23 protein-coding genes are annotated in these 26444 nt (G+C 55.5%); 11 read left to right on the top strand and 12 right to left on the bottom strand.

What is annotated here, in order from left to right; translation table 11 throughout:
• Positions 1–27: 27 nt before the first annotated feature.
• From FH603_RS04520 to FH603_RS04500, 5 genes are all read left to right on the top strand, one after another.
• Positions 28–1956, top strand: coding sequence for a 3-keto-alpha-glucoside-1,2-lyase-like domain-containing protein (locus FH603_RS04520; RefSeq protein ID WP_186736262.1), 1929 nt, complete (start codon positions 28–30; stop codon positions 1954–1956).
• Positions 1957–2004: 48 nt separating this feature from the next.
• Entirely contained in the window at positions 2005–4002 is a 1998-nt protein-coding gene (locus FH603_RS04515; protein WP_186736261.1) for a c-type cytochrome, read from the top strand.
• Between the two features lie 249 nt (positions 4003–4251).
• A complete protein-coding gene (locus tag FH603_RS04510) occupies positions 4252–7473 on the top strand; it encodes a SusC/RagA family TonB-linked outer membrane protein (protein ID WP_186736260.1) in 3222 nt (1073 codons plus the stop codon).
• A 19-nt stretch (positions 7474–7492) separates the two neighbouring features.
• Positions 7493–9022: a SusD/RagB family nutrient-binding outer membrane lipoprotein gene (locus tag FH603_RS04505; RefSeq protein WP_186736259.1), complete on the top strand. Its 1530-nt coding sequence runs from the start codon at positions 7493–7495 to the stop codon at positions 9020–9022.
• 159 nt (positions 9023–9181) lie between these two features.
• Positions 9182–10609: a vanadium-dependent haloperoxidase gene (locus FH603_RS04500; protein WP_235985326.1), complete on the top strand. Its 1428-nt coding sequence runs from the start codon at positions 9182–9184 to the stop codon at positions 10607–10609.
• 50 nt (positions 10610–10659) lie between these two features.
• On the opposite strand, the gene FH603_RS28395 is transcribed toward FH603_RS04500, so the two are convergent.
• From FH603_RS28395 to FH603_RS04470, 6 genes are all read right to left on the bottom strand, one after another.
• Positions 10660–11082 (bottom strand): hypothetical protein, encoded by a 423-nt coding sequence (locus tag FH603_RS28395; protein WP_208493011.1) that lies wholly within the window; start codon positions 11080–11082, stop codon positions 10660–10662.
• Positions 11082–11444, bottom strand: coding sequence for a hypothetical protein (locus FH603_RS04490; RefSeq protein ID WP_186736258.1), 363 nt, complete (start codon positions 11442–11444; stop codon positions 11082–11084). The genes FH603_RS28395 and FH603_RS04490 overlap by 1 nt, the downstream gene beginning before the upstream one ends.
• Positions 11445–11485: 41 nt before the next feature.
• Complete coding sequence (locus FH603_RS04485; RefSeq protein ID WP_317171207.1) at positions 11486–12088, bottom strand: RNA polymerase sigma factor; 603 nt, start codon at positions 12086–12088, stop codon at positions 11486–11488.
• 202 nt (positions 12089–12290) lie between these two features.
• On the bottom strand, positions 12291–13259 hold the full coding sequence (gene egtD / locus FH603_RS04480; RefSeq protein ID WP_394366368.1) for an L-histidine N(alpha)-methyltransferase: 969 nt from the start codon (positions 13257–13259) through the stop codon (positions 12291–12293).
• Between the two features lie 5 nt (positions 13260–13264).
• Positions 13265–14476: an ergothioneine biosynthesis protein EgtB gene (egtB, locus tag FH603_RS04475; protein ID WP_186736257.1), complete on the bottom strand. Its 1212-nt coding sequence runs from the start codon at positions 14474–14476 to the stop codon at positions 13265–13267.
• Positions 14477–14563: 87 nt separating this feature from the next.
• A complete protein-coding gene (locus tag FH603_RS04470) occupies positions 14564–14836 on the bottom strand; it encodes a UBP-type zinc finger domain-containing protein (protein ID WP_186736256.1) in 273 nt (90 codons plus the stop codon).
• A gap of 191 nt (positions 14837–15027) precedes the next feature.
• On the opposite strand from FH603_RS04470, the gene FH603_RS04465 reads away from it, so the two are divergent.
• The 5 genes from FH603_RS04465 (at position 15028) to FH603_RS04445 (ending at position 19429) form a co-directional block, all read left to right on the top strand.
• Positions 15028–15717, top strand: coding sequence for a response regulator transcription factor (locus FH603_RS04465; protein ID WP_186736255.1), 690 nt, complete (start codon positions 15028–15030; stop codon positions 15715–15717).
• Positions 15714–17087, top strand: coding sequence for a HAMP domain-containing sensor histidine kinase (locus FH603_RS04460; RefSeq protein ID WP_186736254.1), 1374 nt, complete (start codon positions 15714–15716; stop codon positions 17085–17087). Before FH603_RS04465 ends, FH603_RS04460 begins: the two co-directional genes overlap by 4 nt.
• Before the next feature lie 111 nt (positions 17088–17198).
• Complete coding sequence (locus FH603_RS04455; protein WP_186736253.1) at positions 17199–17465, top strand: hypothetical protein; 267 nt, start codon at positions 17199–17201, stop codon at positions 17463–17465.
• 134 nt (positions 17466–17599) lie between these two features.
• On the top strand, positions 17600–17953 hold the full coding sequence (locus FH603_RS04450) for a tellurite resistance TerB family protein (RefSeq protein WP_186736252.1): 354 nt from the start codon (positions 17600–17602) through the stop codon (positions 17951–17953).
• 390 nt (positions 17954–18343) lie between these two features.
• Positions 18344–19429: a lipase family protein gene (locus FH603_RS04445; protein ID WP_186736251.1), complete on the top strand. Its 1086-nt coding sequence runs from the start codon at positions 18344–18346 to the stop codon at positions 19427–19429.
• Here FH603_RS04445 and FH603_RS04440 read toward each other — a convergent pair.
• The 3 genes from FH603_RS04440 to FH603_RS04430 all read right to left on the bottom strand — a co-directional run bounded on the left by FH603_RS04440 (position 19421) and on the right by FH603_RS04430 (position 23082).
• Positions 19421–19867 (bottom strand): hypothetical protein, encoded by a 447-nt coding sequence (locus FH603_RS04440; protein ID WP_186736250.1) that lies wholly within the window; start codon positions 19865–19867, stop codon positions 19421–19423. The genes FH603_RS04445 and FH603_RS04440 overlap by 9 nt on opposite strands.
• A gap of 104 nt (positions 19868–19971) precedes the next feature.
• Entirely contained in the window at positions 19972–21633 is a 1662-nt protein-coding gene (locus FH603_RS04435; RefSeq protein WP_186736249.1) for an NAD(P)/FAD-dependent oxidoreductase, read from the bottom strand.
• A gap of 66 nt (positions 21634–21699) precedes the next feature.
• Positions 21700–23082, bottom strand: a complete 1383-nt coding sequence (locus tag FH603_RS04430; RefSeq protein WP_186736248.1) for a sensor histidine kinase — start codon at positions 23080–23082, stop codon at positions 21700–21702.
• A gap of 127 nt (positions 23083–23209) precedes the next feature.
• On the opposite strand from FH603_RS04430, the gene FH603_RS04425 reads away from it, so the two are divergent.
• On the top strand, positions 23210–24112 hold the full coding sequence (locus FH603_RS04425; protein ID WP_186736247.1) for a ChaN family lipoprotein: 903 nt from the start codon (positions 23210–23212) through the stop codon (positions 24110–24112).
• A 179-nt stretch (positions 24113–24291) separates the two neighbouring features.
• On the opposite strand, the gene FH603_RS04420 is transcribed toward FH603_RS04425, so the two are convergent.
• The 3 genes from FH603_RS04420 to FH603_RS04410 form a co-directional block, all read right to left on the bottom strand.
• A complete protein-coding gene (locus FH603_RS04420; protein ID WP_186736246.1) occupies positions 24292–24846 on the bottom strand; it encodes a hypothetical protein in 555 nt (184 codons plus the stop codon).
• A gap of 85 nt (positions 24847–24931) precedes the next feature.
• A complete protein-coding gene (gene rimK, locus FH603_RS04415; protein ID WP_186736245.1) occupies positions 24932–25840 on the bottom strand; it encodes a 30S ribosomal protein S6--L-glutamate ligase in 909 nt (302 codons plus the stop codon).
• A gap of 130 nt (positions 25841–25970) precedes the next feature.
• Positions 25971–26432: an ATP-dependent zinc protease family protein gene (locus tag FH603_RS04410; RefSeq protein ID WP_235985327.1), complete on the bottom strand. Its 462-nt coding sequence runs from the start codon at positions 26430–26432 to the stop codon at positions 25971–25973.
• Positions 26433–26444 lie beyond the last annotated feature (12 nt).

Genomic DNA, 26444 nt, shown 5'->3' with positions numbered 1-26444 from the left:
TTCAAGCGTCAAAATTTCCTATCATTCATGGTAAAATTAACCCAGGCAACCCGCTTTCGCTGGCTGTTAAGCGTCGGCTGGACAGTAGGTGCCGGACTGGCTTTGGCTCAGCCCGCCCCGATACCCGGCCTTCCGCTCCCACTCAACGACTTGAGCGCTTTCGCCCCAACGACACCCAACTGGCGCATTGCGGGTGGTGTCCGCGCTGACCTCAACAAACCCAATACGCTGACTACCGACAACGGTGCAGGCGTTCTGGTGAGCTTACCGCTTCCCGCCAACCAGGCCAGCAAACTGGCTGATCAACAAATGAACGCTGTATCCAGGTTGCAACACGGCGACATGGACCTGGAGCTGGATTTCATGATCGCTCCCAAATCGAACTCGGGCGTTTACCTGCAGGGCCGCTACGAAATTCAACTGTTCGACAGCTGGGATATTCGCAGTCCACGCACTATCGACAATGGCTCGATCTACGAACGCTGGGACGAGAAGCGGGCCGAGGGCCAGAACGGGTTCGAAGGGCATCCGGCCCGTCAGAATGCCAGCCGCGCTCCCGGCCTCTGGCAACACCTGAAAGTTTCGTTTCAGGCACCACGCTTCAGCGCAAACAGTGCCGGCGGGGTACCGCAAAAAACCGAAAACGCCCGCATGGTCCGCGTCGAGTTGAACGGCGTTGTTATCCACGAAGACGTTGAACTAACCGGACCTACTCGTGGATCGATTTTTTCCGATGAAAAACCAACCGGTCCACTGCTGCTTCAGGGTGACCACGGGGCCGTGGCGTTCCGGAATATCCGCTACATCAACTACGACAAGCCCCGCCCCGAGTTGATGAACCTGAAGTATGCCGTTTACAAAGGCAAATACGAAAAAGAGGCTGAGTACAGCCGCACAGCACCGGAGTCGGAAGGCACGACCGGTGTTCTGTCGGCCAACGTTAGCCGCATTCCCAACGAGTTCCTGATTCGCTATACCGGCACGCTGCGGGTAGTCGAACCAGGTGAGTACCGGTTCAACCTGGGTGTTCCGGGAGGTGGCGGTATGCTCAAAATCAATAACCAGCCGGTGGTGGCTTCCGGGAGCAGCACCGGGAAGGTGACGCTTGCCAAAGGAGACCTCCCCTTCGAGTTGTTCTACTCCAAATTCGTGGACTGGGTAAAGCCAAATCTGGGTCTGGCCGTTTCAGGTCCGGGTATACGCGAGTACACCGTTACCGACGCGACCAGCGGTACCAACGACGAAGTCGACCCAATCATCATTGATGCGCCGACCAACACGGTGCTGCGCAGTTTTATGGATATGCCCGGCGTGGATTCGCCGGGTGAGAAAACCCCCGCATCGGCGAACCGCCAGCGCCGAACGTTGCGCGTGGTCCATGCGGTATCGGTAGGCAGTCCGGAGCAGGTCCATTACACGTATGATCTGGACAAGGGAGCGCTGCTACAAGTCTGGCGGGGCTCGTTCCTGGATGCAACGCCCATGTGGCACGACCGGGGCGATGGTTCGTCGAAACCCATGGGCATGGTGCAGCGTCTGGGAGCGCCTGTGCTGTTCCTGAGTAAACTTTCCTCACCCCAGGCCAGCTGGATAGCCGACACGACGGGATCGGGTTACCGGCCCAAAGGTTACGTGCTGGACGAGGTCGACCGGCCAACCTTTCGGTATATAAGCTACGGAAGTATGGTCGACGACAAGATCCGGGTGCTGCCCAACGGTCAGGGTGTGCAGCGGGAAGTGTCCATTGCCACGCCCGCCAGTGATCTGTATGCCCGGTTAGCCAGCGGAACCACCATCAGCCCGATGGAAAACGGCCTGTACCTGATCGACGGACAGCAGTATCTGCGTATCGACGATGGTACGGGCGGCAAACCAGCTATCCGTGAAGCCAGCAACGGCCGTCAGGAGTTGATTGTGCCGGTAAAAGGAAAAGTGATCTACTCAATCCTGTTTTAGACTAAAATTCCCTCCCGACCTGTCGGTGAAGGAATGAATAGACCTATCATGAAAAAAATACTAACAACGCTCCTGGCTGCCGCCACGTTCTCGGTAGCCTGGGCGCAGGAGTCGCCTAAAGAGGAAGATTTCTTCAAGATCCTGAAGGTGACAGCGCCGGAGGGTACCCTGCTGGAAGTAGGTGGCCTGACGGTACTGCCCGACGGTAATCTGGGGGTAGCTACCCGCCGGGGCGATATCTGGATCGTAGAAAACCCCACCAGCCGTAAACCCTTTTTCCGCAAGTTCGCGTCGGGTCTGCACGAGGTACTGGGGCTTACCTATAAAGACGGGGCGCTCTACTGCGCCCAACGGGGAGAACTGACGAAGCTTATCGACGCCAACAAAGATGGAAAAGCCGATGTCTTCGAAACGGTCTATGCCTGGCCCCTGTCCGGGCACTATCACGAATACAGCTTCGGCCCTAAAATTGCCCCCGATGGTCAGTTCTTCGTCACTGGCAACGTGGCCTTCGGTGATGAAGAGTGGTGGCGGGGCGAAAGTCGGGTCCCCTGGCGGGGGTGGACAATGAAAATCAGCGAGAACGGCACCATGCAGCCGTGGGCTACCGGTATGCGTTCACCCTGTGGACTGGGAATTTTCGACAACGAGTTATTCTATTCCGACAACCAGGGGGAATGGATGGGGTCAGGGGGAATCTTTCACGTTAAAAAGGGTTCGTTCACCGGCCATCCGGCAGGGCTGAAATGGACAGGGCTGGCTAACTCACCCGTTAAACTGACAAACGAGCAGTTCGTTGCCAAAGTCGACGAGCGCCGACGCCGGGACGAAAACGGCCGGGCCATCAAACCCGAAAACGTGGTGAGCGAAACGCCAACCCTTCTTTATACGATGAAGGAACAGTTTCCGAATGTGGATGTCCAGACGCCCGCCGTCTGGCTGCCCCACGGCATTCTGGGTATTTCAAACTCCGAAATTCTGGAGATTCCGCAGGGTGCCTTCGGTCCGTTCTCGGGCCAGCTCCTGGTGGGCGACCAGGGCATGAGCAAGATCTCGCGGGTGTTCATGGAAAAAGTGAACGGCGAGTACCAGGGCGGAGCCATTGAATTCCGCAACGGGTTTCGGTCGGGCGTACTACGGATGGCCTGGGCCAAAGACGGTTCGCTGTTCGTGGGCGAAACCAACCGGGGCTGGGGATCGGCTGGGGAAGCCAACGAGGGGTTACAGCGGCTGGTCTGGAATGGGGTCACCCCCCTGGAAATGCGTACGGTGAAGGCTATGCCCGATGGGTTTGAAGTAGAATTCACGAAACCTGTCGACCGCAAATCGGCCGAGGATCTGGCTTCGTACCGGGTCGAAAGTTTCCTCTACAAATACCACGCGGTATACGGCAGCCCAACGATCAACAAAGAAGCACTTCCGCTCAAAGGTGTGAAGGTGTCGGCCGATGGCCTGAAAGTGCGGCTTATCGTCAGCGATTTACGCCGGTATTATATCCACCAACTGACGCTCGACGGCGTTCGGGGGGTAGAAGGGTCCTACTCGCTCGTTCACCCGATTGCCTACTACACGCTCAACAACATTCCAGAGGGTGAGAAACTGGCGATGAGTGAGGTGAGTACCCGCAACTCGGCCACTACACCGGCGGCTCCGGCCAAAAAAGCCACACCGGCAAAAGCGGGGACGAAACCGGCTGTTACGGTCGGCAAGCCCAAGCTGAAAGAAGGACAGGCCGTGACAATGGCAAAGGCCCCGACCTATGACGAGGTGAAAGGGTTACTGACGCGCCATACCTGCCTGGCCTGCCATCAGGCCAACAAACGTCAGGTAGGACCGGCCTATGCGGACGTGGCCAAGCGGAAATACACCAACGACCAGATTGTGGAGTTGATCTATAACCCGAAACCACAAAACTGGCCTGAATACGCAACCGAGATGCCGCCCATGCCCCAGGTTCCCAAAGCCGACGCGCTGAAGATAGCGGCCTGGATCAACTCATTGTCATCGGCTGCGGGGAACACCTCAGCTAGTGAGCCAAAGCCGTAATCAGTAAAGACTGCAACCTGATATAATCAGACGTAACGAACAACCCAAGGAAGCCCGGTAGACTACTATCGGGCTTCCTTGCATTTCCAGCCCTCAAAAACCGTCGATTACCTAGAAAATTTACGATTGCTCCCCTTGAAACGTATAGTAGAATACGTACCAAAGAATCTTTCCCTTCTTTATCAATCTACCAAGAATTATTTGTTTTTATTTAAGCAAGTAAATAGGTAATCAATTTAAAGTCAGGCTATGAGACATTTTGTACGTAGACAAGTGTGTTCGCTCGGAACATTACTCTGGGCGCTATTTCTACTAGCGGGATCTGCACAGGCGCAGGATCGCCGGGTAACGGGCCGCGTTCTGTCGGGAAAGGATCAGCAGCCCATACCCGGCGTGAACGTCCTGATCAAAAGTACACAGACCGGAACGACGACAGACGCAAACGGTAACTTTACGCTGAACGCGTCGCCAAATGCTACGCTGGTCTTCAGTGCCATTGGCTTTCAGGGACGGGAGGTCACCATCGGGAATCAGTCGCAGGTAAACGTCTCACTTCAGGAAGGGGAGCAGAACCTGAACGAAGTGGTTGTAACGGCGCTGGGTATCAAAAAAGAGGCCAAACGCCTGGGTTATGCCACGGCGATCGTAAACCCCGAGCAGGTCACCACCAACCGAACCGTTAACTTCATCAATGCGCTACAGGGCAAAATTGCCGGGGTGAACATCAGCAGCTTGGGAACAGGGGCCGCTGGTACCAGCAAAATCAGGATACGGGGCCAGTCATCGTTCTCGGGTCAGAACAGCCCGCTGATCGTTATCAACGGCGTTCCCATCGACAATACGAACTTCGGCCAGAACAACGGCAATAACGGGGGCGACAACTCGGTTGGTAACCGCGACCGGAACTACTCCGACGGGGGCGACGGGCTGTCGTCTATCAACCCGGACGACATCGAGGGCATGACCGTGCTAAAGGGCGGTACGGCTGCGGCTCTGTATGGCTCCCGCGCCAAAGACGGGGCTATCCTGATCACGACAAAAACCAAAGGCGCAGGGCAGGGAATCGGCGTGACCTACAACACCAACTTCACCTCCGACCGGCCACTCGATTTTACCGACTACCAGTATGAATACGGGCAGGGCGAATACGGCGTTCGGCCGCAGGCAGCAAACCCTACTTCGGGCGTATGGAGCTTCGGCGAGAAGTTTGCGGGCCAAACCCAGGTGTTGTTCGGGGGGCTGACGGTTCCTTACCAGCCCGTTCGCAACCGGATCAATACCTTCTACCGCGACGGCTCCACCTGGACCAATTCGATTGCGGTTTCATCGGGCAGTGAGAAAGGCGGCTTTAACCTCTCGCTGTCAAACATGGACAACAAAGGCATCACGCCCAATAACAGCTTCAGCCGCAAAACCATCAACCTCGGCTTCAGCTACAACCTGTCGCCTAAACTAACGGTAACGGGCACGATGAACTACTCCTACGAGCTGAACAAAAACCCACCCCAGATTGCTCAGCAGGATAACAGTACCCCAACCGTACTCTATACCCTGGCCAATTCGATGCCCCTCGACGTGCTACAGGCCAATCAGATCAATCCAACAACGGGCAACGAGTTCATCTATTCGCGGTTTATGAACCGTACCAACCCGTATTTTGTGCTCAACAACAAGTTTGAGACCATTCGCCGGGACCGGCTGTTCGGCAACATTTCGGCGCGCTACAACTTCACCGACTGGCTGTATCTGCAAGGGCGCGTGGGGCAGGATTACTGGTCGCGCGATCAGGACTATAACTTCCCAACGGGGCAGGCCTCGCTGGCAGCCGCACCCGCCGGTTTCGTCAACGGCGCTTACGTACAGGATGCACGCCGGTTCCGCGAACTCAACACCGACTTCCTGATCGGTGCCAACCGTAAATTCGGCGTCTTTGGCGTCGACCTGACCCTGGGTGGCAACCAGCTTTACCGCCGGAGCGACCTCAACAGTGTGCAGGTAACCGATTTCATCGTGCGCGGGCTGTATGTTCCGCAGAACGGACGGGTTAAAGATCCACTGTATGGACTTAGTGAGCGGAAAGTCAATTCGTTGTACGGTGCCCTGGAGTTGGCGTATAAGGACTTCCTGTTCCTGAACGGAACGGTTCGGAATGACTGGTTCTCGACGCTGGCACCGGCCAACCGCAGCATCGTGTATCCATCCCTGACGGGTAGCTTTGTGTTCTCACAGGCGTTCAACAGCCTGCCTTCGTTTATCAACTTCGGTAAACTTCGGGCGGCTTATGCCGAAGTGGGCAGCGACGGCGATGTTGCCCCCTACTCCAATAACCTGTTCTACGGCGTATCGGCAAACCTGTTCCCGAATCCAGCCGGACAGGGACAGCCGGTAGGGACCATCACCTCGAACACGGTTCCGAGCGCCACGCTCAAACCAAGCCGTACGGCCGAAACCGAAGTTGGTCTGGAGCTGAAAATGTTCAACAGCCGCGTTGGGTTAGACGTGGCGGTATACAGCAAGATCACCAGCGATCAGATCGTTCAGGCGCAGTCGTCCGATGCGTCAGGCTACACCAGTACCCTGATCAACAGCGGACAAAGTCGCAACCAGGGTATCGAAATCCTGCTCAACCTGTCGCCCGTACGGACGCAGAATTTTTCGTGGGATGTTACCCTAAACGGTTCGTATAACAAAACGAAGCTGCTCAAGCTCCTCACCAACGATGACGGTTCGCCGGAAAGAGACTACAACAAAGACAAGCAGGCGGAGCAGATCGTCGTAGGCACCGGCATTTACGTGGGCGATCTCCGGCAGGTAGTTGGTCAGGAGTTGGGCCAGTTGTATAGTTTTGGCTACCAGCGCGACGCACAGGGACGAATCATTCACGGGGGCGATGGTCTCCCGCTGCGCACGGCAGCACCCGTTTCATTTGGGTCGGCCCTGCCCAAATACCTGGGTGGTATCACCAACACCTTCAACTATAAAGGCCTGAATCTATCGGTTCTGGTCGATTTCAAATTAGGCGGCAAGATGATTTCCGGCACCAACCTGAACGCGTTCCGTCACGGGTTGCAGAAGGAGACGCTGGTAGGCCGGGGCGAAGCCGACAATAAAATGCTGGGCGTTGGTGTGAACGAAAAAGGGGAAGCCAACGCGGTGCGGGCCTTTGTGCAGGATTACTACTCGGTAGGGCGGTCCAAGAGTCTGGGCGAGCAGGTAGTCTATGATGCCGGGTTATGGAAACTCCGGCAGATCAGCCTGGGCTATGACTTTACCAAACTGCTGCCCCAGAGCCTGTTCATAAAAGGTGTCCGCCTGAGCGCCGTAGCCAATAACGTAGCTATTCTGAAAAAGTGGGTGCCCAATATCGACCCCGAACAATTCGGATTCAGCTCCGACAACCTGGTTGGACTGGAATCGACGGGATTGCCCACTACCCGCAGCATAGGCTTCAATCTGAATGTTAAATTCTAATCTCAGTACGACTCTGACCATGAAAAAAATAAGCCTCACGCTCGGTCTTTTTGTTCTGCTCGGCTGGATGAGCAGCTGCGAAAAAGGATTCGATCAGCTAAACCTCAACCCTACGGCGGCTACGTCGCTGAACCCGGTATTCACGTTCAACAACGCGATTATCAATACGTCCTTTCCGGGGTCGATCATCATTTTTGAGGAGCCTATTGTCCAGCAGATGTTTTCGCCCAACTCAGGCATTATAGCCGGTGGAAATTACAACATCGACAACCGCGGATCGGCGGGTGTCAATGCTCAGCTCTGGCAGCGCTATTACCGGGACAATATGCGTTACCTCATCGATGGGCTGGCCAAGACCAAAACCGACGCCAACCGCAGCAATCTCTACAACATGATGCGGATCTGGAAAGCCTATGTATCCATGGTGCTTACCGATACCTACGGCGATGTGCCCTACTCAGAAGCGGGCCTGGGTTATCTGGGGAATAACCTGACGCCCAAGTATGACACGCAGGAAAGTATCTATACCGATATACTCAAGGAACTCCCGGAGGCAGCAGCGGCCCTCGATGCCAGCAAGCCCACTGAAGCAGGCGAAGTGATGTATGGGGGCGATATCGTTAAATGGAAGAAACTGGCTTACTCCATCCTGCTACGGGCCGGCATGCGTCTGTCGAAGGTAAATCCTACCCTGGCCCAGTCGACGGTACAGAAAGCCGTAGCCGGTGGCGTCATGCAGTCGAATGCCGATAACTGTGCCGTTCGGAACAATGCCAACTTCCAGAATACGGTCGGCACGACGCTCAATTCAACGGAGGCTGCCAACTACTACCTGACCGGCTTCTTTGTGAACTACCTGAAAGCAACGGCCGATCCGCGCTTACAGTCGATTGCGGTGCGGTATGTGGGGGCCAAAAGTGGTCCCGAGCAGACGGCCGCCAAAGCAAACCGCGACCCGACCGTGCAGATTGGCATGCCCCTGGGCTTCGACAACGGTACCATTCCGGCCCAGGCGAAGACCGACGGGCTGGCCAGCTTTTATGACTACTCCCAGCTGGACCGCACCCGGATGGGCAAGTTCGACGCGCCCTGCTTCCTGGTCACCTACGCCCAGACGCAGCTTTTGCTGGCCGAAGCCGCTCAACGGAACTGGACAACCGGCAATCCGGCCGATTTCTATACTGCGGGGGTAACGGCCCACATGAAGCAGTTAGGCGACTATGATGCCACTTCCCTCGTATCTGACGCTAACATTACGGCTTATCTGCAAAAGAACCCCTATGTGGCTGCCAGTGGACTGGAGTTGATCAATACGCAGTACTGGGTGGCTTCATTCCTGAACGGACCTGAAGTGTTCGCGAACTTCCGCCGGAGCGACTTCCCCGTGCTGACACCCAATCCCTACCCAGGTAAGGAAATCAAGGGCAACTTTATCAATCGGTTATCCTATCCGGATTTCGAACAGTCGGTTAACCAGGCGAAACGCCAGGAAGCCGTTACCCGTCAAGGCCCCGACGATCTGGACACCAAGGTTTGGTGGGACAAATAACGGCCATTGCCCGCTGATATAGTTTTTACAAAAAAGCAGCCTGCTTGACAAACAGGCTGCTTTTTTGTGACATAACAGTAACTATGCCTATAGATTGCAACGGTTATACCCTATCCGGAATCTCGTAATAAATCCCGGAGGTTTATTCAAGCACATCACATGAGCGACAGAAGTACAGTATCCACCGATCACTGCATCCGCAGGCCGACGGTTGCCCGTTTGTGGTGGTTTCTAGGGCTATGCTGGGTCCTGTATGGCTGCTCCTCCCCAACACCCGAGGAGCCCAAACCGGTAACGAAACCGGTTTTTCCGGCAGGTACGCCCGCCACGCAGTTCACCGCTGACGTAGCTATAAAGTGGGGCCAAATGGCCTTGTTCGTCACTGCCCAAACCCCCGCCAACACGCCTACCTACGCGTCGCGGGCCTTTGGTTATATGGGGCTGGCCATGTATGAGTCGACCGTTTACGGCATTCCCGGTCGTCAGTCGCTGGGTCGGCAACTCAACGGGAATGCCAGTTTTCCGTTGCCCCAGACAGATAGTGTCTATAGCTGGCCCCTGGCTCTGAACTCCGGACAGGCTTACCTGCTCAAAAACCTGTATGAACACACCCCCTCGGCCAATAAAACCTCCGTCGATTCGCTGGAAGCGGCCCTGCTGCGGGCTTATGGCGACACGGTAAGCCCGGCAGTGGTGGCCCGCTCGGTGGCCTTTGGGCGGGCGGTAGCAACGGCGATCTACGATTGGTCCAGGAGCGACGGTGGTCATCAGGGTTACAAAGATCCGTTTCCAACCGATTATACATTAGCCACCAAACCCGGCTCCTGGTCTCCGCCATTCGATGGGCAGGTAGCCATTCGTCGGGCGCTGCACCCGCGCTGGGGTGCTAACCGCACGTTTGCTCCGGCCAACAGTCGGCTACCGATGCCCGAACCCGTCGTCTATTCCACCAGCCCGTCGTCGGCGTATTACAAGCTTTACGACGCTGTGTATAAGAAAAACAAACAACTGACGCAGTCGGAAAAAGAGATTGCACTCTGGTGGGCCGATGATCCCAGCCAGACGTTTACACCGCCTGGCCATTCCTATAATCTGGCTACGATTACGATACGGACAACCGGAGCTAATCTGGCTAAGGCGGTTGAGACCTACGCCCGCGTAGGCATGGCCGTAGCCGACGCCTTCATCACCTGCTGGAAATGTAAGTACACCTATACGAACGAGCGTCCCTCAACCTTTGTCCGGGCCAACATTGACAGGACCTGGCTACCGTTCTGGCCGGAACCCCCGTTTCCCGGTTTCTCATCGGGCCACGCCACACAGTCGGCAGCAACGGCAACTGTACTGGCCCAGCTATACGGCGAAACGATCAAACTCGTCGATGACTCTCATCAGGGAAGACCCCGAGACACGTTTCGGGGGGTTGACTATAAAAGCCGTTCATTCGACTCGTTCTGGGCCACAGCCGAAGAATCGGCGTATTCGCGGTTTCTGGGTGGGATTCATACCCAGCAGGACAACAATACGGGCCTGAAAGAAGGCCGGACAATCGGGGGTAACATCAACGCCCTGAGCTGGACGAACTAAGCGAACCGACAGACCACTGCTGGTTGTCGATTCGCCCGGTCCAGCTACCCTTACGCCGTTGGTTCAACCGGTTCGGGGGAATCGGGTTGCCCGGCTTGGGGACCCCTATTCCAGCGCCCTCGGCCCCAGCGCCCCTCACCCCGAAAACCCGGTCCGCACCTGGTGCGCCATTGCTCTTTCATCTGCTCACGTTGTTCGGGGGTCATGCCCTGCCAGCGTTCGGTCATCTTTTGTTTCCAGTCGCCCCGGCCTCCCCGCCAGCCAGGTCCACCCCCGCGCGGGCCGAAGCCGCCAAATAAAATCCGGCTCAGTACCAGCAGACCCAGGGCCTGCCAGAAGGTAATGACGGAGACGCCCAGAATAGCGGGCAGCAGAGCGTTCCAGAGCGTCATGACAACCAGTCCGGCCAGTCCGACGAAGAGTAGGGCAAAGCCGAGGAACCGTAGTCCCCGGCGAATCCAAAATCGTTTCATTAGTTACTTAAAGCGGTTTCCCGCTGTGGTTTATGTGTGATACCCGATAAATGGTGGGCTTCCGGCTTTCCTGCCTTTGGTGCTACGTGGTGGTGTCTGGACCAGTCGCTCCGATGCCAGTAGCGCCCGTAACCATGCGGACCACCCTGGTTGAACCGGCTATGCCCAAATCCGCCAAAACCAAACAGCAGACGCGCCAGAAGAAACAAACCCAACGCCTGCACGAAGCGCAGCTTAGGGCCATTGAACAACGATGGAACCAGCCAGTTCCAGAGTCGCATGACGGCATAGATCACCAGCACGAACAGACCGATGCCCAGTGCCGCAAACCCAATGCCTTTTATTATGAATGTTGTGTCCATTAGTGAAAAAAGTGATTGTGTGAAAAAACAGAATCAGTTGATCAGTCATCCAGAAAATCGTCGTATAAATCGCGAAGCCGCTTGCGGAGGTGCAGCACGGCATAGCGTTTCCGCGACAGCAGCGTGTTGACCGGCACGTCCCATTCGTCAGCCATATCCCGGAAACTCCGGCCTTCGAGTTCGTGCTGCACAAATACCTCTCGCTGCTCAACGGGCAGTTCGGCCAGGGCGTCGGTCAGGGCGTCCATCAGCGTTTCACGGAAAAATTCACTTTCGGGGCCGGTCTCATCGGTAGCGGCTAGCCAGGAAGCCAGTACGGGCGCGCCCTCGTCGTCATCCAGGTCGCTTTTGTCGATCGAAACCATCCGGCCAGGTGGAGCCTTCCTGTACCAGTCGCTGATCTTGTTGCGGGCCACCGTAAAGAGCCAGGCCGCCACGCGCTCGATGGGTTTAGCGAGCCGGTAGGCTTCAACCAGTTCCATGAATACGTCCTGCAACACGTCTTCAGCTTCGTCGGGGTCGGGCAGCCGCCGACGGATGAAGCTGAGCAGCCGGCCGCGCTCTTTACGGACGGTATCGCCGACCGATGGCTGCTCGCGATCAGTTCGTTCGACGGGTTGGCTGCTGATAGGGATTGTGTTCACGCGCTGATTTTCGGATTACCCAATTAACTTACAAAAGGGTAGTCGGAATCAGGCGAATTATATTTTATAACCGGGGCAGCAGACTGATAGAAAAGGATGAATGGAGTAAATAACCCAGCAGTGGTCGTAGCGTACCGCGGGCTTCAGCCCGTTATTTCCTTAAAATGAATACGGACTGAAGCCCGCAGTGCAGGGGGTACACTTAGCGTTCAAAAACGACATCAGCAAAGTAGGCGCTGGCGTCGGTGAACCAGCCTGCCAGCGAGAAACCGGTGCGTTCGGCCAGCTGCTCAATCTGATGTCGGGTAAACTTGCGGGATATCTCGGTGTGGATGATTTCGCCGTACTGGAAGGGGACCGTCATATCCAGCGAACCGATCTGTACGGTTTGTGCTTTCTCGCTGACCAGATACGAACGGGCCTCCCCCGTTTCAGGGCTGTAGGTTTCGTAATGGCTGAACGCGCTGAGGTCGAAATCAGCATTCAGGTCGCGGTTGATGCGCCGGAGCAGATTCAGATTGAAGTCCCGGGTGAGCCCTTCACGGTCGTTATAAGCCGCATGAATGATGGCGGGGTGTTTCTGCAAATCGAAACCCGTCAGCACCAGGTCGCCGGGTTGGAGCCGGTCGTGGAGCTGCTGGTAAAACCCGACCGCTTCGTCGGGAGAGAAGTTGCCGACGTTCGATCCCAGAAACAGTACCACCCGGCGGGCGTCTGACTCCTCCGAGAGCTGGTCGAGGGCATTGAAATAATCGTCGTGGCGGGGACGCAGTTGCAGATCAGGCCACTGCTGGCTCACGTCGGCCACCAGGCCATCGAGTGCATCGGCCGAGATATCGACCGGCACGTAGGTAAAGTCGGCACGTTCGCGGCTAAAATGATCGAGCAGCAGTTTTGTTTTCAGCCCGTCGCCCGCTCCTAGTTCAACCAGCTCGAACGGACGGTCGTCCGGGGCGAACAGCTCAAGAAGAGAGGCTTTGCAGGTGTCCAGCACTTCATATTCCGACCGGGTCAGGTAATAGTCCGGCACGTGCATGATCGCCTGAAAAATCCGGCTCCCTTCAGCATCATAAAAAAAACGCGACGACAACCGTTTGGGCTGTTGCTGCAGTCCTGTCCGCACTTCCTCCATCAATGCCGGATCAACGGCGGTACTGGTTTCCAGCATCATATCGTTTATTGGCTCACCAGGCGTATGCCCGTGAACTGCCATCGTTTGTCCGGTTGAAAAAAGTTGCGGTACGTAGGTCGCGAGTGCCCTTCAGGCGTAGCGACCGATGCGCCACGAAGAACCATCTGCCCGCTCATGAACTTACCGTTGTACTCACCCACGGCTCCTTCGGCGGTAACGAATCCGGGGTAGGGCAAATAGGCCGACCGGGTCCACTCCCACCGCATTCCCCAGTTCAATTGACTGCCCGGCAACCGCGCAGCCGCTTCCCATTCGAATTCGGTTGGTAGTCGCCGGCCTTTCCAGCGGGCATAGGCATCGGCTTCGTAGTGGCTGACATGGCAGACCGGTACAGCCGGATCGACGGGGGCCAGCCCATCGAACGTATACTGCCACCACGCCCCTTCTACCTGGTGCCAGTACATGGGTGCCTGAACGCCATTGTCACTGACCCAGGCCCAGCCATCGGCCAGCCAGTACCGAAAATCCTGGTAACCCCCGGCCTCCATGAACGCGAGGTACTCACCATTCGTGACCAGCTCGCCCGATAACGTCGTTTCGTTGAGGTAAACCTTGTGAACAGCTTCTTCATTGTCGAAATGAAAGGGCTGGTCCTCCGCTTCTGTCGAACACGGGTGCCCGATGGTATATACGCCTTCGGGCAGACGGATGGATGGGTGGGCCGACGCCGACAGAAACCGATTTTCCTGTTCGGTGACCATAGGCATGGCAACAGGCGGCAGCAGCGGGTTGTTGCCGAGAATATATTTGATGTCGGAGATAAGCAGTTCCTGATGTTGCTGCTCGTGGTTCAGGCCAAGTTCGATGAGCGCATACTGTTCGGGCGATTCGTACCGGGCCTGATCGAGAAACCGACGCATGTGCTCGTCTACGTAAGCGCGATACTCATATACGCCCGAAACCGTTGGACGGCTCAGGTTCCCACGGTCGGTACGCAGCACGCGCTTCCCTACCGTTTCGTAGTAGCTATTGAAGACGTAGCTGAAATCGTCATGAAAAATCCGGTAGCCGGGCGCGTTGGGTACCAGCACAAACGTCTCCCAGAACCAGGTAGTATGCCCGAGGTGCCACTTCGGCGGGCTCACATCGGCGATGGGCTGAACGACATAATCTTCGGTTTCGAGTCCCCGGCAAATGGCTTCGGAATGCGCCCGGACGCGGAGATACTGATCGGTAAGGGTTTGTTCGGCAACCATTCGGGTAGGTGTCGTTTATCCGTGTCCTTATCCCGGTTTGGGTTTCTGACAGCGGTACCGTATCAACTACAAATGAAGTCCCTTGTTTCAGTATTCGGCCATCTCTTCGTCAGCATAGCACCAGAGCCAGCGCTCCCCCGGCTCGGCGGAGGCCACGACCGGATGGGCACTGGCCTGAAAATGCTTCGTCGCATGCTTATTGGGCGACGAATCGCAGCAGAGGGTTGTCCCGCAGGTCTGGCAGGTTCGCAGGTGTACCCACGAATCGCCGGTTTTGATACATTCGTCGCATACGTAATCACGGGCTGGCTGAAGGCTGGTCAGCGACAGGAGGTGGTTGCAGGTTTTCCGGTTGAGCATGATTGGGCGGTTTACAGACCAAACTAACAGATCGCTGTAAAAAAAGCAAAAGCTTCCTTTCATAATGAGGCTGTACAGCACTGCGTTCTAATGTGTTTCTAATCACGTCCTAACCCCGGTCCAATGAGGACTTCCCACCTTTGAATCGGTAATTTGTCCGATATTCGCTTTATCATTAATTCCAGCCAACCGTGTCTCAATCTACTTTTCCCCGCCTACTGGTTGTCGAAGACGAAACTAAAGTAGCCACCTTTATCAAGAAGGGGCTCGAAACGCAGCGGTATACCGTTGAAACTGCCGACGATGGCCGCGAGGGTAAACGCATGATTGCCGAACGAGCCTATGATCTGATCATTCTGGACCTCAACCTGCCCTTCGTGAGCGGGCTGGAATTGTGTGCCTTTATCCGGACCAAACAGCCATCAGTACCGGTGCTGATGCTGACAGCCCTGGGCTCGGTAGCCGACAAGCTGGCCGGATTCGATGCCGGGGCCGACGACTATCTGGTGAAGCCATTCGACTTTATGGAGTTGATGGCAAGGGTCAAAGTGCTGCTCAAACGAACTGCCGAAGTAGGCCCAACCGTTTTGCAGGTAGCCGACCTGGAGCTGGATCTCAACGAAAAGATTGCCCGACGGCAGGGACAGACCATCGACCTGACCGCCCGCGAGTTTGCGCTGCTCGAGTACCTCATCCGCAATGCCGGTCGGGTGGTGTCCCGAAACGATATTGCCGAGCATGTCTGGGATATTAACTTCGATACCGGCACCAACGTCATCGATGTGTACATCAGCTATGTGCGAAACAAAATCGATAAGGATTTCCCGACAAAGCTCATTCATACCGTCGTGGGTATGGGCTACATGCTGAAGCAGAAATGACGATCCGTACCCGCCTGACCCGGTTGTTCACACTGCTGGTATCACTATTGCTGGGCGTGTTCTGTGCGGTCATTTATACCCTCTCCGAACGCTACCGACAAACGGAATTTTACGAACAGCTCCGGCAGGAGGCCCTCACGTCGGCCCAACTCCTGTTTGGCCGGGAAACGATCAGCCCTCAGTTATTTAAACTTCTGGACAAGAACCAGATGACGGTTCTCAATCAGGAAGAGATCATCATCTATGACAACCAGAACAAGATTGCGTATGAAAGCGGCACCGACTACCTGACGGTGCCGGTAGAAACGCTCAACCAAATCCGGCTTCAGAAGCAAGTACAGTGGCGGCAGGACGACCGCGAAATTGTAGGGGTTCTGTTCAGCGATCGGTATAACCATTTTGTGGTGCTGGCGTCGGGCGTCGATAAATACGGGTTTCTCAAGCAGCGCGACCTGGCCATTATTCTCTCGGCGGGCTGGCTCCTGGCAACGGTGGTCGTCTGGCTGGTTGGGCTTTTCTTTTCCACCCGGGCTCTCGCCCCGATCAAGCAGGTGGTGAAGCAGGTCGATACCATTACGGCAACGAACCTGGACCTGCGCCTGGATGAAGGCGAACAGCAGGACGAAATTGCCCAGCTGTCGCACCGCTTTAACCGAATGCTCGACCGGCTCGAAGCGGCTTTTCAGGCGCAGCGCGCTTTTGTGGCCAACGCATCCCACGAGCTGCGTACCCCACTGACCGCCATTACGGGCCAAATACAGGTGGCGCTGCTGGCCGACGATGATCCGGATGAGCTACGGGCCGTTATGCGGTCGGTGCTCGACGATGTGCGCGGCCTGAACCAGCTCACCAATGGCCTCCTCGACCTGGCGGATGTAAGCCTTGGCGAGTCGGCGGTAATAACGACGGTACCTGTTCTGCTCGATGAACTGCTCTGGCAAACCCGGGCCGAACTGCTCAAGACCTACCCGGACTATACCATTCGGTTGAGCCAGCCCGAAGCCGGCGAAGGGTTGGTGGGCGTGCGGGTGATGGGCAACGAAGCGCTTTTACGGATTGCCTTCCTGAACCTGCTCGAGAATGGCTGTAAGTTCTCGCCAAACAAGACCGTGACGGTCCAGATGGAGACCGCTACGTCGCCAAACTACGTTACACTACATATCCGCAACGGCGGACCCGCCATTCCGGCGCTCGAATTACCGCTTATTTTCAAACCACTCCGCCGGGGCAGCAACGCCCGGCATGTACGCGGCTACGGCATTGGGCTGTCACTTACCGAACGCATCGTCCGGCTGCATAAAGGGCAGATCTCGGTCGAGTCAACTACCGAATCGAGTACGACATTCACGCTGATGCTGCCCCGGCCCTAACCGCCCAGCGCGCCCTGAGGCCGTTTGGATGCATTCTAATACCTTTCTAACCAGCTACTAATTCAGGTTTAATAGGCCAGTTATAGGTTTACGGGTGAAATCAACGTAGCCATGACAAAATACACCCTTGATTACTCGGAACGCCAGGGGCAGCCAGATCACCCCCGCCGGCACGCCCACCCGATGCTGTTTGTCTTTATTGTCGGTATGCTGTTGAGCGGCCTGCTGATTACGCAGTCAATTGTACTCAAAACCGAAAATCAGCAACTCCGTCATCAGCTTGATACGCAGCTGCTACAGTACGATTCATTACTGGCGGCCAAGCTCCACGCCGACCGAAAGCTGGCGAACTGGCAACAGGCCCGCCCGCCACGCTAACGAATATCCTGCCATTCACAAACACACTACGAGACGACTTGCCTGACTGACGGTTCCACGCGGGTTATCCGGAGCGGGCCTGCATCTTCCCTCGTTTATATTCCTATACCTACTAATCGTTCGTTAGCATGATCATGAAAATTCAGGACATATACATGGGATTGGGTAGCCTTGTCTACGCCATCGCCAGAGCCGACGGTCATCTGCATCCCCTAGAGAACAAAGTCATCCGGCAGTTGCTGGAGCAGGAGCCCTTCGGTGATGTAGCCCGGTGTGCGTTCACCCTTCGGGAGTTTCACCGCGAAACGGCCGAAGAAGCTTATGCCTTTGCGCTGCGTCATTTCCGGGCGAACCGGGTATTTATGGACGAAGCCCGAAAAGCCGATTTCGTTTCCATCGCCGAATCCATTGCCCGCGCTCATAATGACGTATCGGTAAACGAACAGTTGCTGCTCGAGCGCCTGCGGGCAGATTTCAACGCATTATAAACGTCCAATACCATTCTGTAGCCACAACGGGGACGAGCCAGCACGGTTCGTCCCCGTTGTGGCTACAGGCCACTTAGCTTCCCGCTGACGCTATTTCCGGCCCAACAGTTGTTCAGTAGGCTGAACAAGTATCGTTCTGGGAATTTGATACAACCTAACGATTACACCAGTGGCAGATCGGTACCGGACCTGCTTATTTTGCCCGTCAGTTATCGATCATTTTGCCTCACCACTTAATGAGCTACTTTCTCCCAGCCTTTCGGGAACCCAATTACGAACCGGAACTGCTCCTGAATTTTGCGCCAAAAACCGGGGCCAGGTACAGGTCGACTGTCTCTAAATCATTATCGCTACCAAAGCAGTTCTTGTTATGACTAAGCAATTTAACCAATGAAAAAACGATTTACGTTCTTACTGCTTGCCTTGACATGCTTACCGTTCATACAGGTTTCGGCTCAAACGACCCGCCTGAAACCCGGATTCGACAAAGCAGAAGCCATTGAGATGCTAAAGATGGCAGGTGCCTTTGTCGACAGCGTCACCATTGGCGACCCTGCCCGCTGCAAACGCGTCTACCGGTCGCCGGTTGTCGGGCTGGACAATGTGTGGGATCTCTGGCAGCGCGATGATGGCGTGGGTGTCATCAGCCTCCGCGGCACAACGCTGAAAGCGGTTAGCTGGCTCGAAAATTTCTACGCAGCCATGGTGCCGGCCACGGGTCAGCTACAGCTTGGGCCCAACGAGACATTCACCTATGCGCTGGCAAAAAACCCACGTGCTTCTGTCCATGCAGGCTGGGTCATTGGCATGGCCTATCTGGCCAGGGACATCATGCCCAAACTCGACTCGGCCATAAAGAAAGGAACTCGTGAATTCATCATCACGGGCGACAGCCAGGGTGGGGCGCTGGCATTTATGATGACGTCGTACCTGCATAGCCAGATAGGCAACCGTCTGCCAGCCGATATGCGGTTCAAGACCTATTGTTTTGCCGCGCCCAAACCCGGAAACCTGTATTACGCCTACGACTACGAATCGCTGACCCAGGGCGGCTGGGGATTCAACGTCGTCAACTCGGCCGACTGGGTACCCGAAATCCCGATGTCGATCCAGACAACCGACGATTTCAATCCAACAAATCCGTTCGTCGGTATTCCGCAGGCCATTCGCAAGCAGAAGTTTTTCAAACGCATTGCGCTCAACTATGCCTTTGGCAAGCTGGACAAACCCACCCGCAAGGCCCAGAAAAGTTACCAGAAATTTCTGGGCAACTATATCGAAAAGACCGTTAAGAAAAACCTGCCCAGTTATCAGTCACCAACCTATGCCAACAGCAACAACTATGTCCGTACGGGCCAGACGATCGTGCTGTTAACTGACGAAGCGTATAACCAGAAATACCCTGACAACCCGAAGAAGTTATTTCAGCACCACTTCCTGCCGCCTTATTTGCTACTGCTCAATCAGTTAAAGTAAAGGTACGGCGGGCAAAACGACTCTATTTTCAGCAGGTAAGGCGGAATATTGGTGGCTACCGACACATCGGCCAGCGACAGGCATGGTTGCAGATAAGGCTTTGGGCTGGTCATGTACTGTTCCAGCATAAGGAGTTTTTTCGCGTGCGTCCGGCTCAGATGGGGTCGTTACGCTAACCTTACGATAGCCATTAGCTAGACTGGCACCATCCTGCCTGACGGCATCGAGCGAAATCCTGCCGATGGGATCGGTAGGCGGCATGGCCAATGCCGCCTGTTCAGAAATGCCATCCGGATCACGAGCCGGTTTACGGAACCAGTTGGCCCCGTAGAGCAGGCTCGGACGCTGGATAATGTAGACACAGGTAAGCAGATGAGCCACCACAAAAATCAAGTTGATCGTGTAATTGGCGTAAGGCGTGTTACGCAGGAAGAGCATGTTAAGCGCACAGACTGACAATAATAAGCTGAATTACAAGCTATTGCTATATAATTACATTATTTACCGGTTTTCGCGGCTCAACCCTGTTTCACGTCGGCGGTTTAATTTTCTGCCAGGTATTTATGAACGAAGCTCACGGCCATGGCTCCTTCACCCACAGCCGACGCCACACGGTTCATAGCCCCGGCGCGCACATCGCCAGCCGCAAAAATGCCGGGACTGCATGTTTCCAGCAGGTAGGGCTCCCGGTTTTGTTTCCACACTTTTTTGTACTCAGCATACTTCCCCATATCACGGCCTGTAGCAATAAATCCTTTCTGGTCCTTGATGATGTCCATCTCGATCCAGTCGGTAAGGGGTTTGGTGCCGATGAAAATAAAGAGCCCGCCCGCATTATGGGTCTGCCGTTCGTGGGTATCCATATTCTCCAGTACCAGACGCTCCAGCCGTTCGTCACCGAGGGCTTCTACCACTTCGGTACACCCGATTACGTGGATATTGGGCGTTTTTTCGATCTGGTCGATCAGGTACTGCGACATCGTTTCGGAGAGGTCTGGACGCCGGATGCAGATATACACATCGGAAGCGGTTCTGGACAGGTACATGGCACCCTGCCCGGCTGAGTTTCCACCGCCTACGATGTAGACCGGCTGGCCTTTGAAGGCAAACGCTTCGGTTGTGGCTGCCCCATAATAAACACCGGCCCCTGAAAACCGATCGAGGCTTTCGTTATCGAGCCTATGGTAAGCAACGCCCGTACTGAGCACAATAGCGCGCGTCACTACCTTACTGCCGTCGGTCATGTTGATGTGCTTATACTGGCCTTTCGACTCGATCGACATAACTTCCTGCGGAGCCAGAAATTCCACCCCAAACCGTTTGGCCTGCGTAATAGCCCGTTTGGTTAGCTCGGCACCACTCAGCCCCGCCGGAAAACCAAGGTAATTTTCGATTCGGGAGCTGGTCCCCGCCTGCCCGCCCGGTGCCCGTTTATCGATCAGGATCGTTTTCAGCCCTTCGGAGCCCCCATAAACGGCTGCCGCCAGCCCGGCCGGTCCCGCGCCAATGATGGCCAGATCGTAGAGTTCTGCTGAAGCCGTTGGGCTCAGGCCCATCTGCGCCCCAATTTCCTGGATACTGGGCTGCACCAGCACCGTACCGTCTTCCAGCACCGCCACCGGCAAATCTTTATGGGTCATACCGTGCAGATCGAGCAGAGCCTGTGCATCCGGATCGGTTTCTACGTCGAGCCATTGGTAGGGCATCAGGTTCCCCGCCAGGAAATCTTTCAGTTCGTGCGAACGGGGCGAAAACTGGTACCCGACCAGTCTCAGTCCGGTGAATCCGGGCTTATAATCAGATTGCCAGTTGCCGAGCAAATCATCGAGAACGGGATACAGTTTTTCTTCCGGCGGGTCCCAGGGCTTGGCAATGTAATAATCCAGCTGTACCTCGTTGATGGCGCGTACGGCTGCGTCGATGTCGGAATAGGCCGTCAACAAGGCCCGTTTGGCGTTCGGGAACACCTTCCGGGCCTGCGTCAGAAACTCAACACCGGTCATGTCGGGCATCCGCTGATCGGATAGGAACAGCGCTACATCTTCGCCTTTTTTCTTCAGCTCCGTCAATGCATCGAGGGCCTCGCGGGACGAAGTCGTACACATGATCCGGTACTGTTTCCGGTAATGCTGCCGCAAATCGTGCTGAATAGCCTGCAACACCTGCGGATCGTCGTCGATCGAAAAAATAATAGGGAGTTTCATAGAAAAAAAGAGAATGCATAAAGCAAAGGCGTGAACGCATCACAACAAAATACGGCACCCGTTCAGTTATTGGATTGGCAAACAAACGCTGAACACGGTTCTTCCCGGCTCCGACTCCACCTTGATAGAGCCATTGTGGTGTTTTACGACGCCCTGCGCAATGTCGAGGCCCAGTCCGGTGCCCTTACCGATTTCTTTGGTTGTAAAAAAAGGTTCGAATATGTTGTCTTTGATAGCGTCCGGAATGCCCGACCCGTTATCGGTGATTTTGGTGAGCACAAACTCCGACCCGTCTGGTTCGCTGCTGATGGTGAGTTGCCCGCCGTCGGGCAGGGCATCGACGGCGTTGTCGATGAGGTTTGTCCAGAGCTGGTTAAGCTCGCCCGGCCAGCCACCTACCAGCGGTAGATCGTTGGCCAGGTTCAGGGTTACGGCAATGTGCTTGCTGCGCAGTTTATGGTCCAGCAGCGTCAGCGTATTACGGATGCCTTCGCCAAGCGGAACCTGTTCTTTGCCCACCCCCCGATCCATGTGCGTGTAGTTCTTGATGGAGTTTACCAGCGTCGAAATGCGTTTCGACGCTTCGCTGATATCCATCACCAGCTTTTCGGTAACCAGATTATTGACCAGCCATGCCAATACGCCCGCCAGATTATCGTCACCAATCCGGGCCAGAACGGAGTCCAGGTCATCGGTTGTGAAGCCGAACTCAACCAGCGGCCCGGCCAGATCGACGGAGTCATCGACGCCATGATCGTCGAGCCAGTCGGTTACGTCATCTTCCAGCGTTGTCCGTTCCAGCAGCGACAGGTTGATGCGCTGGTCGACTTTCCTGAAAAAAGCCTCATCTACCGAGTCGACCTGTTCGTTGGTCAGGTTGAGGTGCATAATGGCTTTAAAGTTCTCGGGCGTGGCGCGCATGTGCTCTTTGAGCGTATCGGCCGAGCGGACAACGGCCGCTACGGGATTGTTCAACTCGTGAGCCAGTCCTGCCGACAGTCGGCCCAGGGAAGCCATTTTATCTTCCTGCTGGGTTTGCCGGGTATATTCCCGAACGCGGGTCGTCATCTGGTGCACCAGAGCACCGGTCAGTTCATAATGTGTCTGAGACAGCTCTCGCAGGTGGTCGCGGTGCAGCCGCAGCACCCGCGACGGGGCTTCGGTAATAACCCGGTTCCGGATGTGTTCGAGCCGCGAGAACGGCAGAAGGCCCAGGAACGACTGCGGCCCAAAGGTAGCCAGGTCGTCGCCGGGGCCGTTCTGGCCGCTATCGATGACCATACGGCCTTCGAGCACCAGCATCAGGTGATCGACCTTGTCGCCGGGCTTGTTGATGACATGATGGATAGGGAGCGACACCTCCTCCGAACGGTCGATAAGCCATTGTAACTGCACGTCGGGCACCGTTTCAAAGGCCGGAAACTGACGGAGCGATTCGAGTAAAGTCATTGGTGATGACGAGTTAGGCTATATCGTATAACAGACGGGTAACTAATTGACGGCAGGATTAGTTACGAGATTGTCTGAAGCGCGGGCCAATTCATATGGTCCGTCATTTGCCCAACATCCCGACCTTATGCGCGTTTCCCTCGTTCTGCTTTGTCTGCTGGCTTTCTCATTCAGCCCCGACCGACCTGCTTACCGGATTTATGATGCCAGACTAAAAGCCACGACCTACGCGAAGTTGCTTCGGCAGGCGGCCGATGCCGATGTGGTGCTGTTTGGTGAGTTACATAACAACCCCATCTGCCACTGGCTCGAACTACAGTTGACGAAAGACCTGGCCGCGCAGAAAAAGGGCAATCTGGTACTGGGCGCTGAAATGTTTGAAGCCGACAACCAGACAGCCCTCAGCAATTACGTCGAAGGCCGCACCACCGGCGCTGAACTAGCCAAACAGGCGCGGCTGTGGCCTAATTTCGACACCGACTATAAACCCATTGTCGATGTGGCCCGCGAGCTGAAAATTCCGTTTATAGCCACCAACGTGCCGCGCCGGTATGCCAGCCTCGTATCGCGCCAGGGCCTGAGCGCGCTCGACACGCTATCACCCACGGCCAAAAGTCAGATGGTGCCCCTGCCCCTTACCGTCGACCTGACGCTGCCCGGATATCAGGCCATGCTGGAGATGATGGGCGGTTCAGGCCACGGAGCCGACACAAAGCAGGCCAATCCACACAGTGGCAACGGCGACATGGCAGCCAACTTTGCGCGCGCCCAGGCAATTAAGGATGCGACAATGGCTCATTTTATTTTACAAAACCTGAAGGCTGGTCAAACGGCCCTTCACTTCAACGGCGATTACCACTCCAAGAACTTCGAGGGCATTGTCTGGTACCTGCGCAAAGGTCGGCCTGACCTGAAAATTATGACACTCTCGTCGGTCGAGCTGGCCGACCCCGATAAACCAGCCGGTGAAAACCGCGCCCTCGGCGACTTCGTACTGGCCATCCCCGCCGATATGACCAAAACGTATTAAATAAGTCGTAGAAGTCATAAGTCGTAGCAGTCGTAAGTGGCTGACGCATCCTAGATGCTCGACTGTCAGCCACCTACGACTGCTACGACTTACGACTTACGACTTCTACGACCTACGACTTCTACGACTTACGACTTCTACGACTTACGACCACTTACGACTTACTACCACTTACGACTTCACACCATCCATTCTTTTGGCAGGCCTAGTTGGCGGGCGTAATGGGCCGGGGCATTTCCGTGGATCCACAGCAGCAATTTGTTGATCTCACTGGCAAATTCGATGTGATAGTCGGGGTCGAGTTTAGCGGCTTTTTTCAGCACCTGATCGGTTCGTTTGGCAATGTACTCGGCAGCTTTGTCGGAGCGCGAATTGTACTTATGCAGCAGGTGGGCATTATGATCGTAGAACGTATTGAGCATCGACAGCATCAGCTCTACCTCCCCATACTTATCCTTTGTTACCTTCAGATGCCGACTGATATAGCCACTAACGGTACGCATATCCATCATCAGCCAGCCGGGCGTATCGGCGTTGAGGGTAGCCGTCCGTAGAATAAAATCCCGGATCATCGTGCGCCGGTCATCGATAGTCTGTCCCCGTTCAACAAGCTCGAACTGGAGTTTTTCGGTCAGAATAGCATCTTTGGCCACCAGCCGAAGCAGGAGCTTATCTTTTTCCACACCGGGCATGTGGACAATAGCTTTCTTGAGTTCAGGATCGAGAGCAGGCATGTAAAAAAAACGATGAATGATAAACGCAGAACGAGACACAAAGTTAGCGGGTCCTTTCCCATTCCTCATTCCTCATTCCTCATTCCTACACCCCCACCATGTCGCCTTCGTCGGCGCGGATTTTGTCTTCGATGTAGGCAATTATTTCGCTGGCGACGTCGATACCCGTTGCGGTTTCGATCCCTTCCAGACCCGGCGATGAGTTGACTTCCAGCACCAGCGGCCCGCGATCGGAAGGCAGCATGTCGACGCCGGCAACTTTGAGGCCCAGTGCGCGGGCTGCCTCGATGGCCACCCGCTCCTCGTCTTCTCCCAGCGTTACGGCCACGGCGTTTCCGCCCCGGTGCAGATTCGAGCGAAACTCCCCCTCCAGACCCTGCCGACGGATAGCGCCCACGACACGTCCGCCGATAACGAACGCCCGAATGTCGGACCCTTTGGCTTCGGCCACGAACTCCTGCACCAGCACATGTTTTTTCAGCCCATAAAACGCTTCGATGGTCGATTTGGCGGCTTTGGTCGTCTCGGCCAGCACCACACCAATACCCTGGGTACCTTCCAGCAGTTTGATCACGACGGGTGGGCCGCCAACCAGTTCGATCAGTTGAGTGACACTACCATTTTTGGGATGGTTGGCGAAGGCCGTTTTAGGCAGGCCAACACCCGCCTTCGACAACACCTGCAAACTGCGCAACTTGTTACGCGAGCGCATGATGGCCTGCGATTTGGCCGTTGTAAACACATTCATCATTTCAAACTGCCGGACAACAGCGCAGCCGTAGTCGGTAACCGAAGCCCCGATCCGGGGAACGATGGCATCGAATGACGCTAGTTCACGCCCCTCGTAAAGTACCGACGGGTTGCCACCTTCAATCATCACCTGACAATTGAGGTGGTTTATCAAAACCCCTTCATGGCCGCGCCGATCGGCGGCTTCGAGCAGGCGTTTGGTAGAGTACAAAGCCGGATTGGCCGATAAGATGGCAATTCGCATTGGTTGAGTAGACAGGGGTCAGTTGGTGAGTCGTAGTAGTCGTAAGGCGTAGTAGTCGTAAGGCGTAGAAGTCGTAAGTCGTAGTAGTCGTAAGTGGCTGACGCATCCTGGATGCTCGACTGTCAGCCACTTACGACTTCACGACTTCTACGACTTCACGACTATTCTTCAATTGATACGACAAATTCGTTTGTGATACGTCGACGATAAAGCGGTTGCGGAGCAGTTTGCGACCCAACAGTATTGGGTTTTTAAGTCGCTCCCGATCGGCGAGCGTAAACTCGGTTTTGATGGTACGGCCGAACAATACGATACGTGTTTTAATGACGTACCGCATTTCGGATACGCCGAACGAGTTGCGAATCATGCGCTGGCTGAAGTCGTCGCTGTAGAACTTCCGGGCGGGCTCGCCGGTTTTGTCGATCACCCAGAAGCTTAGTTTAGTGCGGGTGCCGGTTCGTACCTTTTTGATTTTCTTACAGTGCAGCGACGAGGTAAATGCCCCGGTATCGATCTTCGCCTGCACGTCGAACAGGCCCAGATCGGGAAGGTCGATGATATCCGTCATGCCAATAATCTGCCTGGGTTTCATGGATTGGGCAAG

It is taken from the genome of Spirosoma utsteinense, assembly GCF_014282275.1.
In the GTDB taxonomy this organism is placed as follows: Bacteria; Bacteroidota; Bacteroidia; order Cytophagales; family Spirosomataceae; genus Spirosoma; species Spirosoma utsteinense.
This window is presented reverse-complemented; position numbering and strand designations above follow the sequence as displayed.

What these genes read in the sequence shown, in the direction of transcription:
- FH603_RS04520 (WP_186736262.1), top strand. Translation starts at nt 28, where the DNA reads ATGGTAAAATTAACCCAGGCAACCCGCTTTCGCTGGCTGTTAAGCGTC.
- FH603_RS04515 (WP_186736261.1), top strand. Translation starts at nt 2,005, where the DNA reads ATGAAAAAAATACTAACAACGCTCCTGGCTGCCGCCACGTTCTCGGTA.
- FH603_RS04510 (WP_186736260.1), top strand. Translation starts at nt 4,252, where the DNA reads ATGAGACATTTTGTACGTAGACAAGTGTGTTCGCTCGGAACATTACTC.
- FH603_RS04505 (WP_186736259.1), top strand. Translation starts at nt 7,493, where the DNA reads ATGAAAAAAATAAGCCTCACGCTCGGTCTTTTTGTTCTGCTCGGCTGG.
- FH603_RS04500 (WP_235985326.1), top strand. Translation starts at nt 9,182, where the DNA reads ATGAGCGACAGAAGTACAGTATCCACCGATCACTGCATCCGCAGGCCG.
- FH603_RS28395 (WP_208493011.1), bottom strand. Translation starts at nt 11,082, where the DNA reads ATGAAACGATTTTGGATTCGCCGGGGACTACGGTTCCTCGGCTTTGCC.
- FH603_RS04490 (WP_186736258.1), bottom strand. Translation starts at nt 11,444, where the DNA reads ATGGACACAACATTCATAATAAAAGGCATTGGGTTTGCGGCACTGGGC.
- egtD (WP_394366368.1), bottom strand. Translation starts at nt 13,259, where the DNA reads ATGATGCTGGAAACCAGTACCGCCGTTGATCCGGCATTGATGGAGGAA.
- egtB (WP_186736257.1), bottom strand. Translation starts at nt 14,476, where the DNA reads ATGGTTGCCGAACAAACCCTTACCGATCAGTATCTCCGCGTCCGGGCG.
- FH603_RS04470 (WP_186736256.1), bottom strand. Translation starts at nt 14,836, where the DNA reads ATGCTCAACCGGAAAACCTGCAACCACCTCCTGTCGCTGACCAGCCTT.
- FH603_RS04460 (WP_186736254.1), top strand. Translation starts at nt 15,714, where the DNA reads ATGACGATCCGTACCCGCCTGACCCGGTTGTTCACACTGCTGGTATCA.
- FH603_RS04455 (WP_186736253.1), top strand. Translation starts at nt 17,199, where the DNA reads ATGACAAAATACACCCTTGATTACTCGGAACGCCAGGGGCAGCCAGAT.
- FH603_RS04450 (WP_186736252.1), top strand. Translation starts at nt 17,600, where the DNA reads ATGAAAATTCAGGACATATACATGGGATTGGGTAGCCTTGTCTACGCC.
- FH603_RS04445 (WP_186736251.1), top strand. Translation starts at nt 18,344, where the DNA reads ATGAAAAAACGATTTACGTTCTTACTGCTTGCCTTGACATGCTTACCG.
- FH603_RS04440 (WP_186736250.1), bottom strand. Translation starts at nt 19,867, where the DNA reads ATGCTCTTCCTGCGTAACACGCCTTACGCCAATTACACGATCAACTTG.
- FH603_RS04435 (WP_186736249.1), bottom strand. Translation starts at nt 21,633, where the DNA reads ATGAAACTCCCTATTATTTTTTCGATCGACGACGATCCGCAGGTGTTG.
- FH603_RS04430 (WP_186736248.1), bottom strand. Translation starts at nt 23,082, where the DNA reads ATGACTTTACTCGAATCGCTCCGTCAGTTTCCGGCCTTTGAAACGGTG.
- FH603_RS04425 (WP_186736247.1), top strand. Translation starts at nt 23,210, where the DNA reads ATGCGCGTTTCCCTCGTTCTGCTTTGTCTGCTGGCTTTCTCATTCAGC.
- FH603_RS04420 (WP_186736246.1), bottom strand. Translation starts at nt 24,846, where the DNA reads ATGCCTGCTCTCGATCCTGAACTCAAGAAAGCTATTGTCCACATGCCC.
- rimK (WP_186736245.1), bottom strand. Translation starts at nt 25,840, where the DNA reads ATGCGAATTGCCATCTTATCGGCCAATCCGGCTTTGTACTCTACCAAA.
- FH603_RS04410 (WP_235985327.1), bottom strand. Translation starts at nt 26,432, where the DNA reads ATGAAACCCAGGCAGATTATTGGCATGACGGATATCATCGACCTTCCC.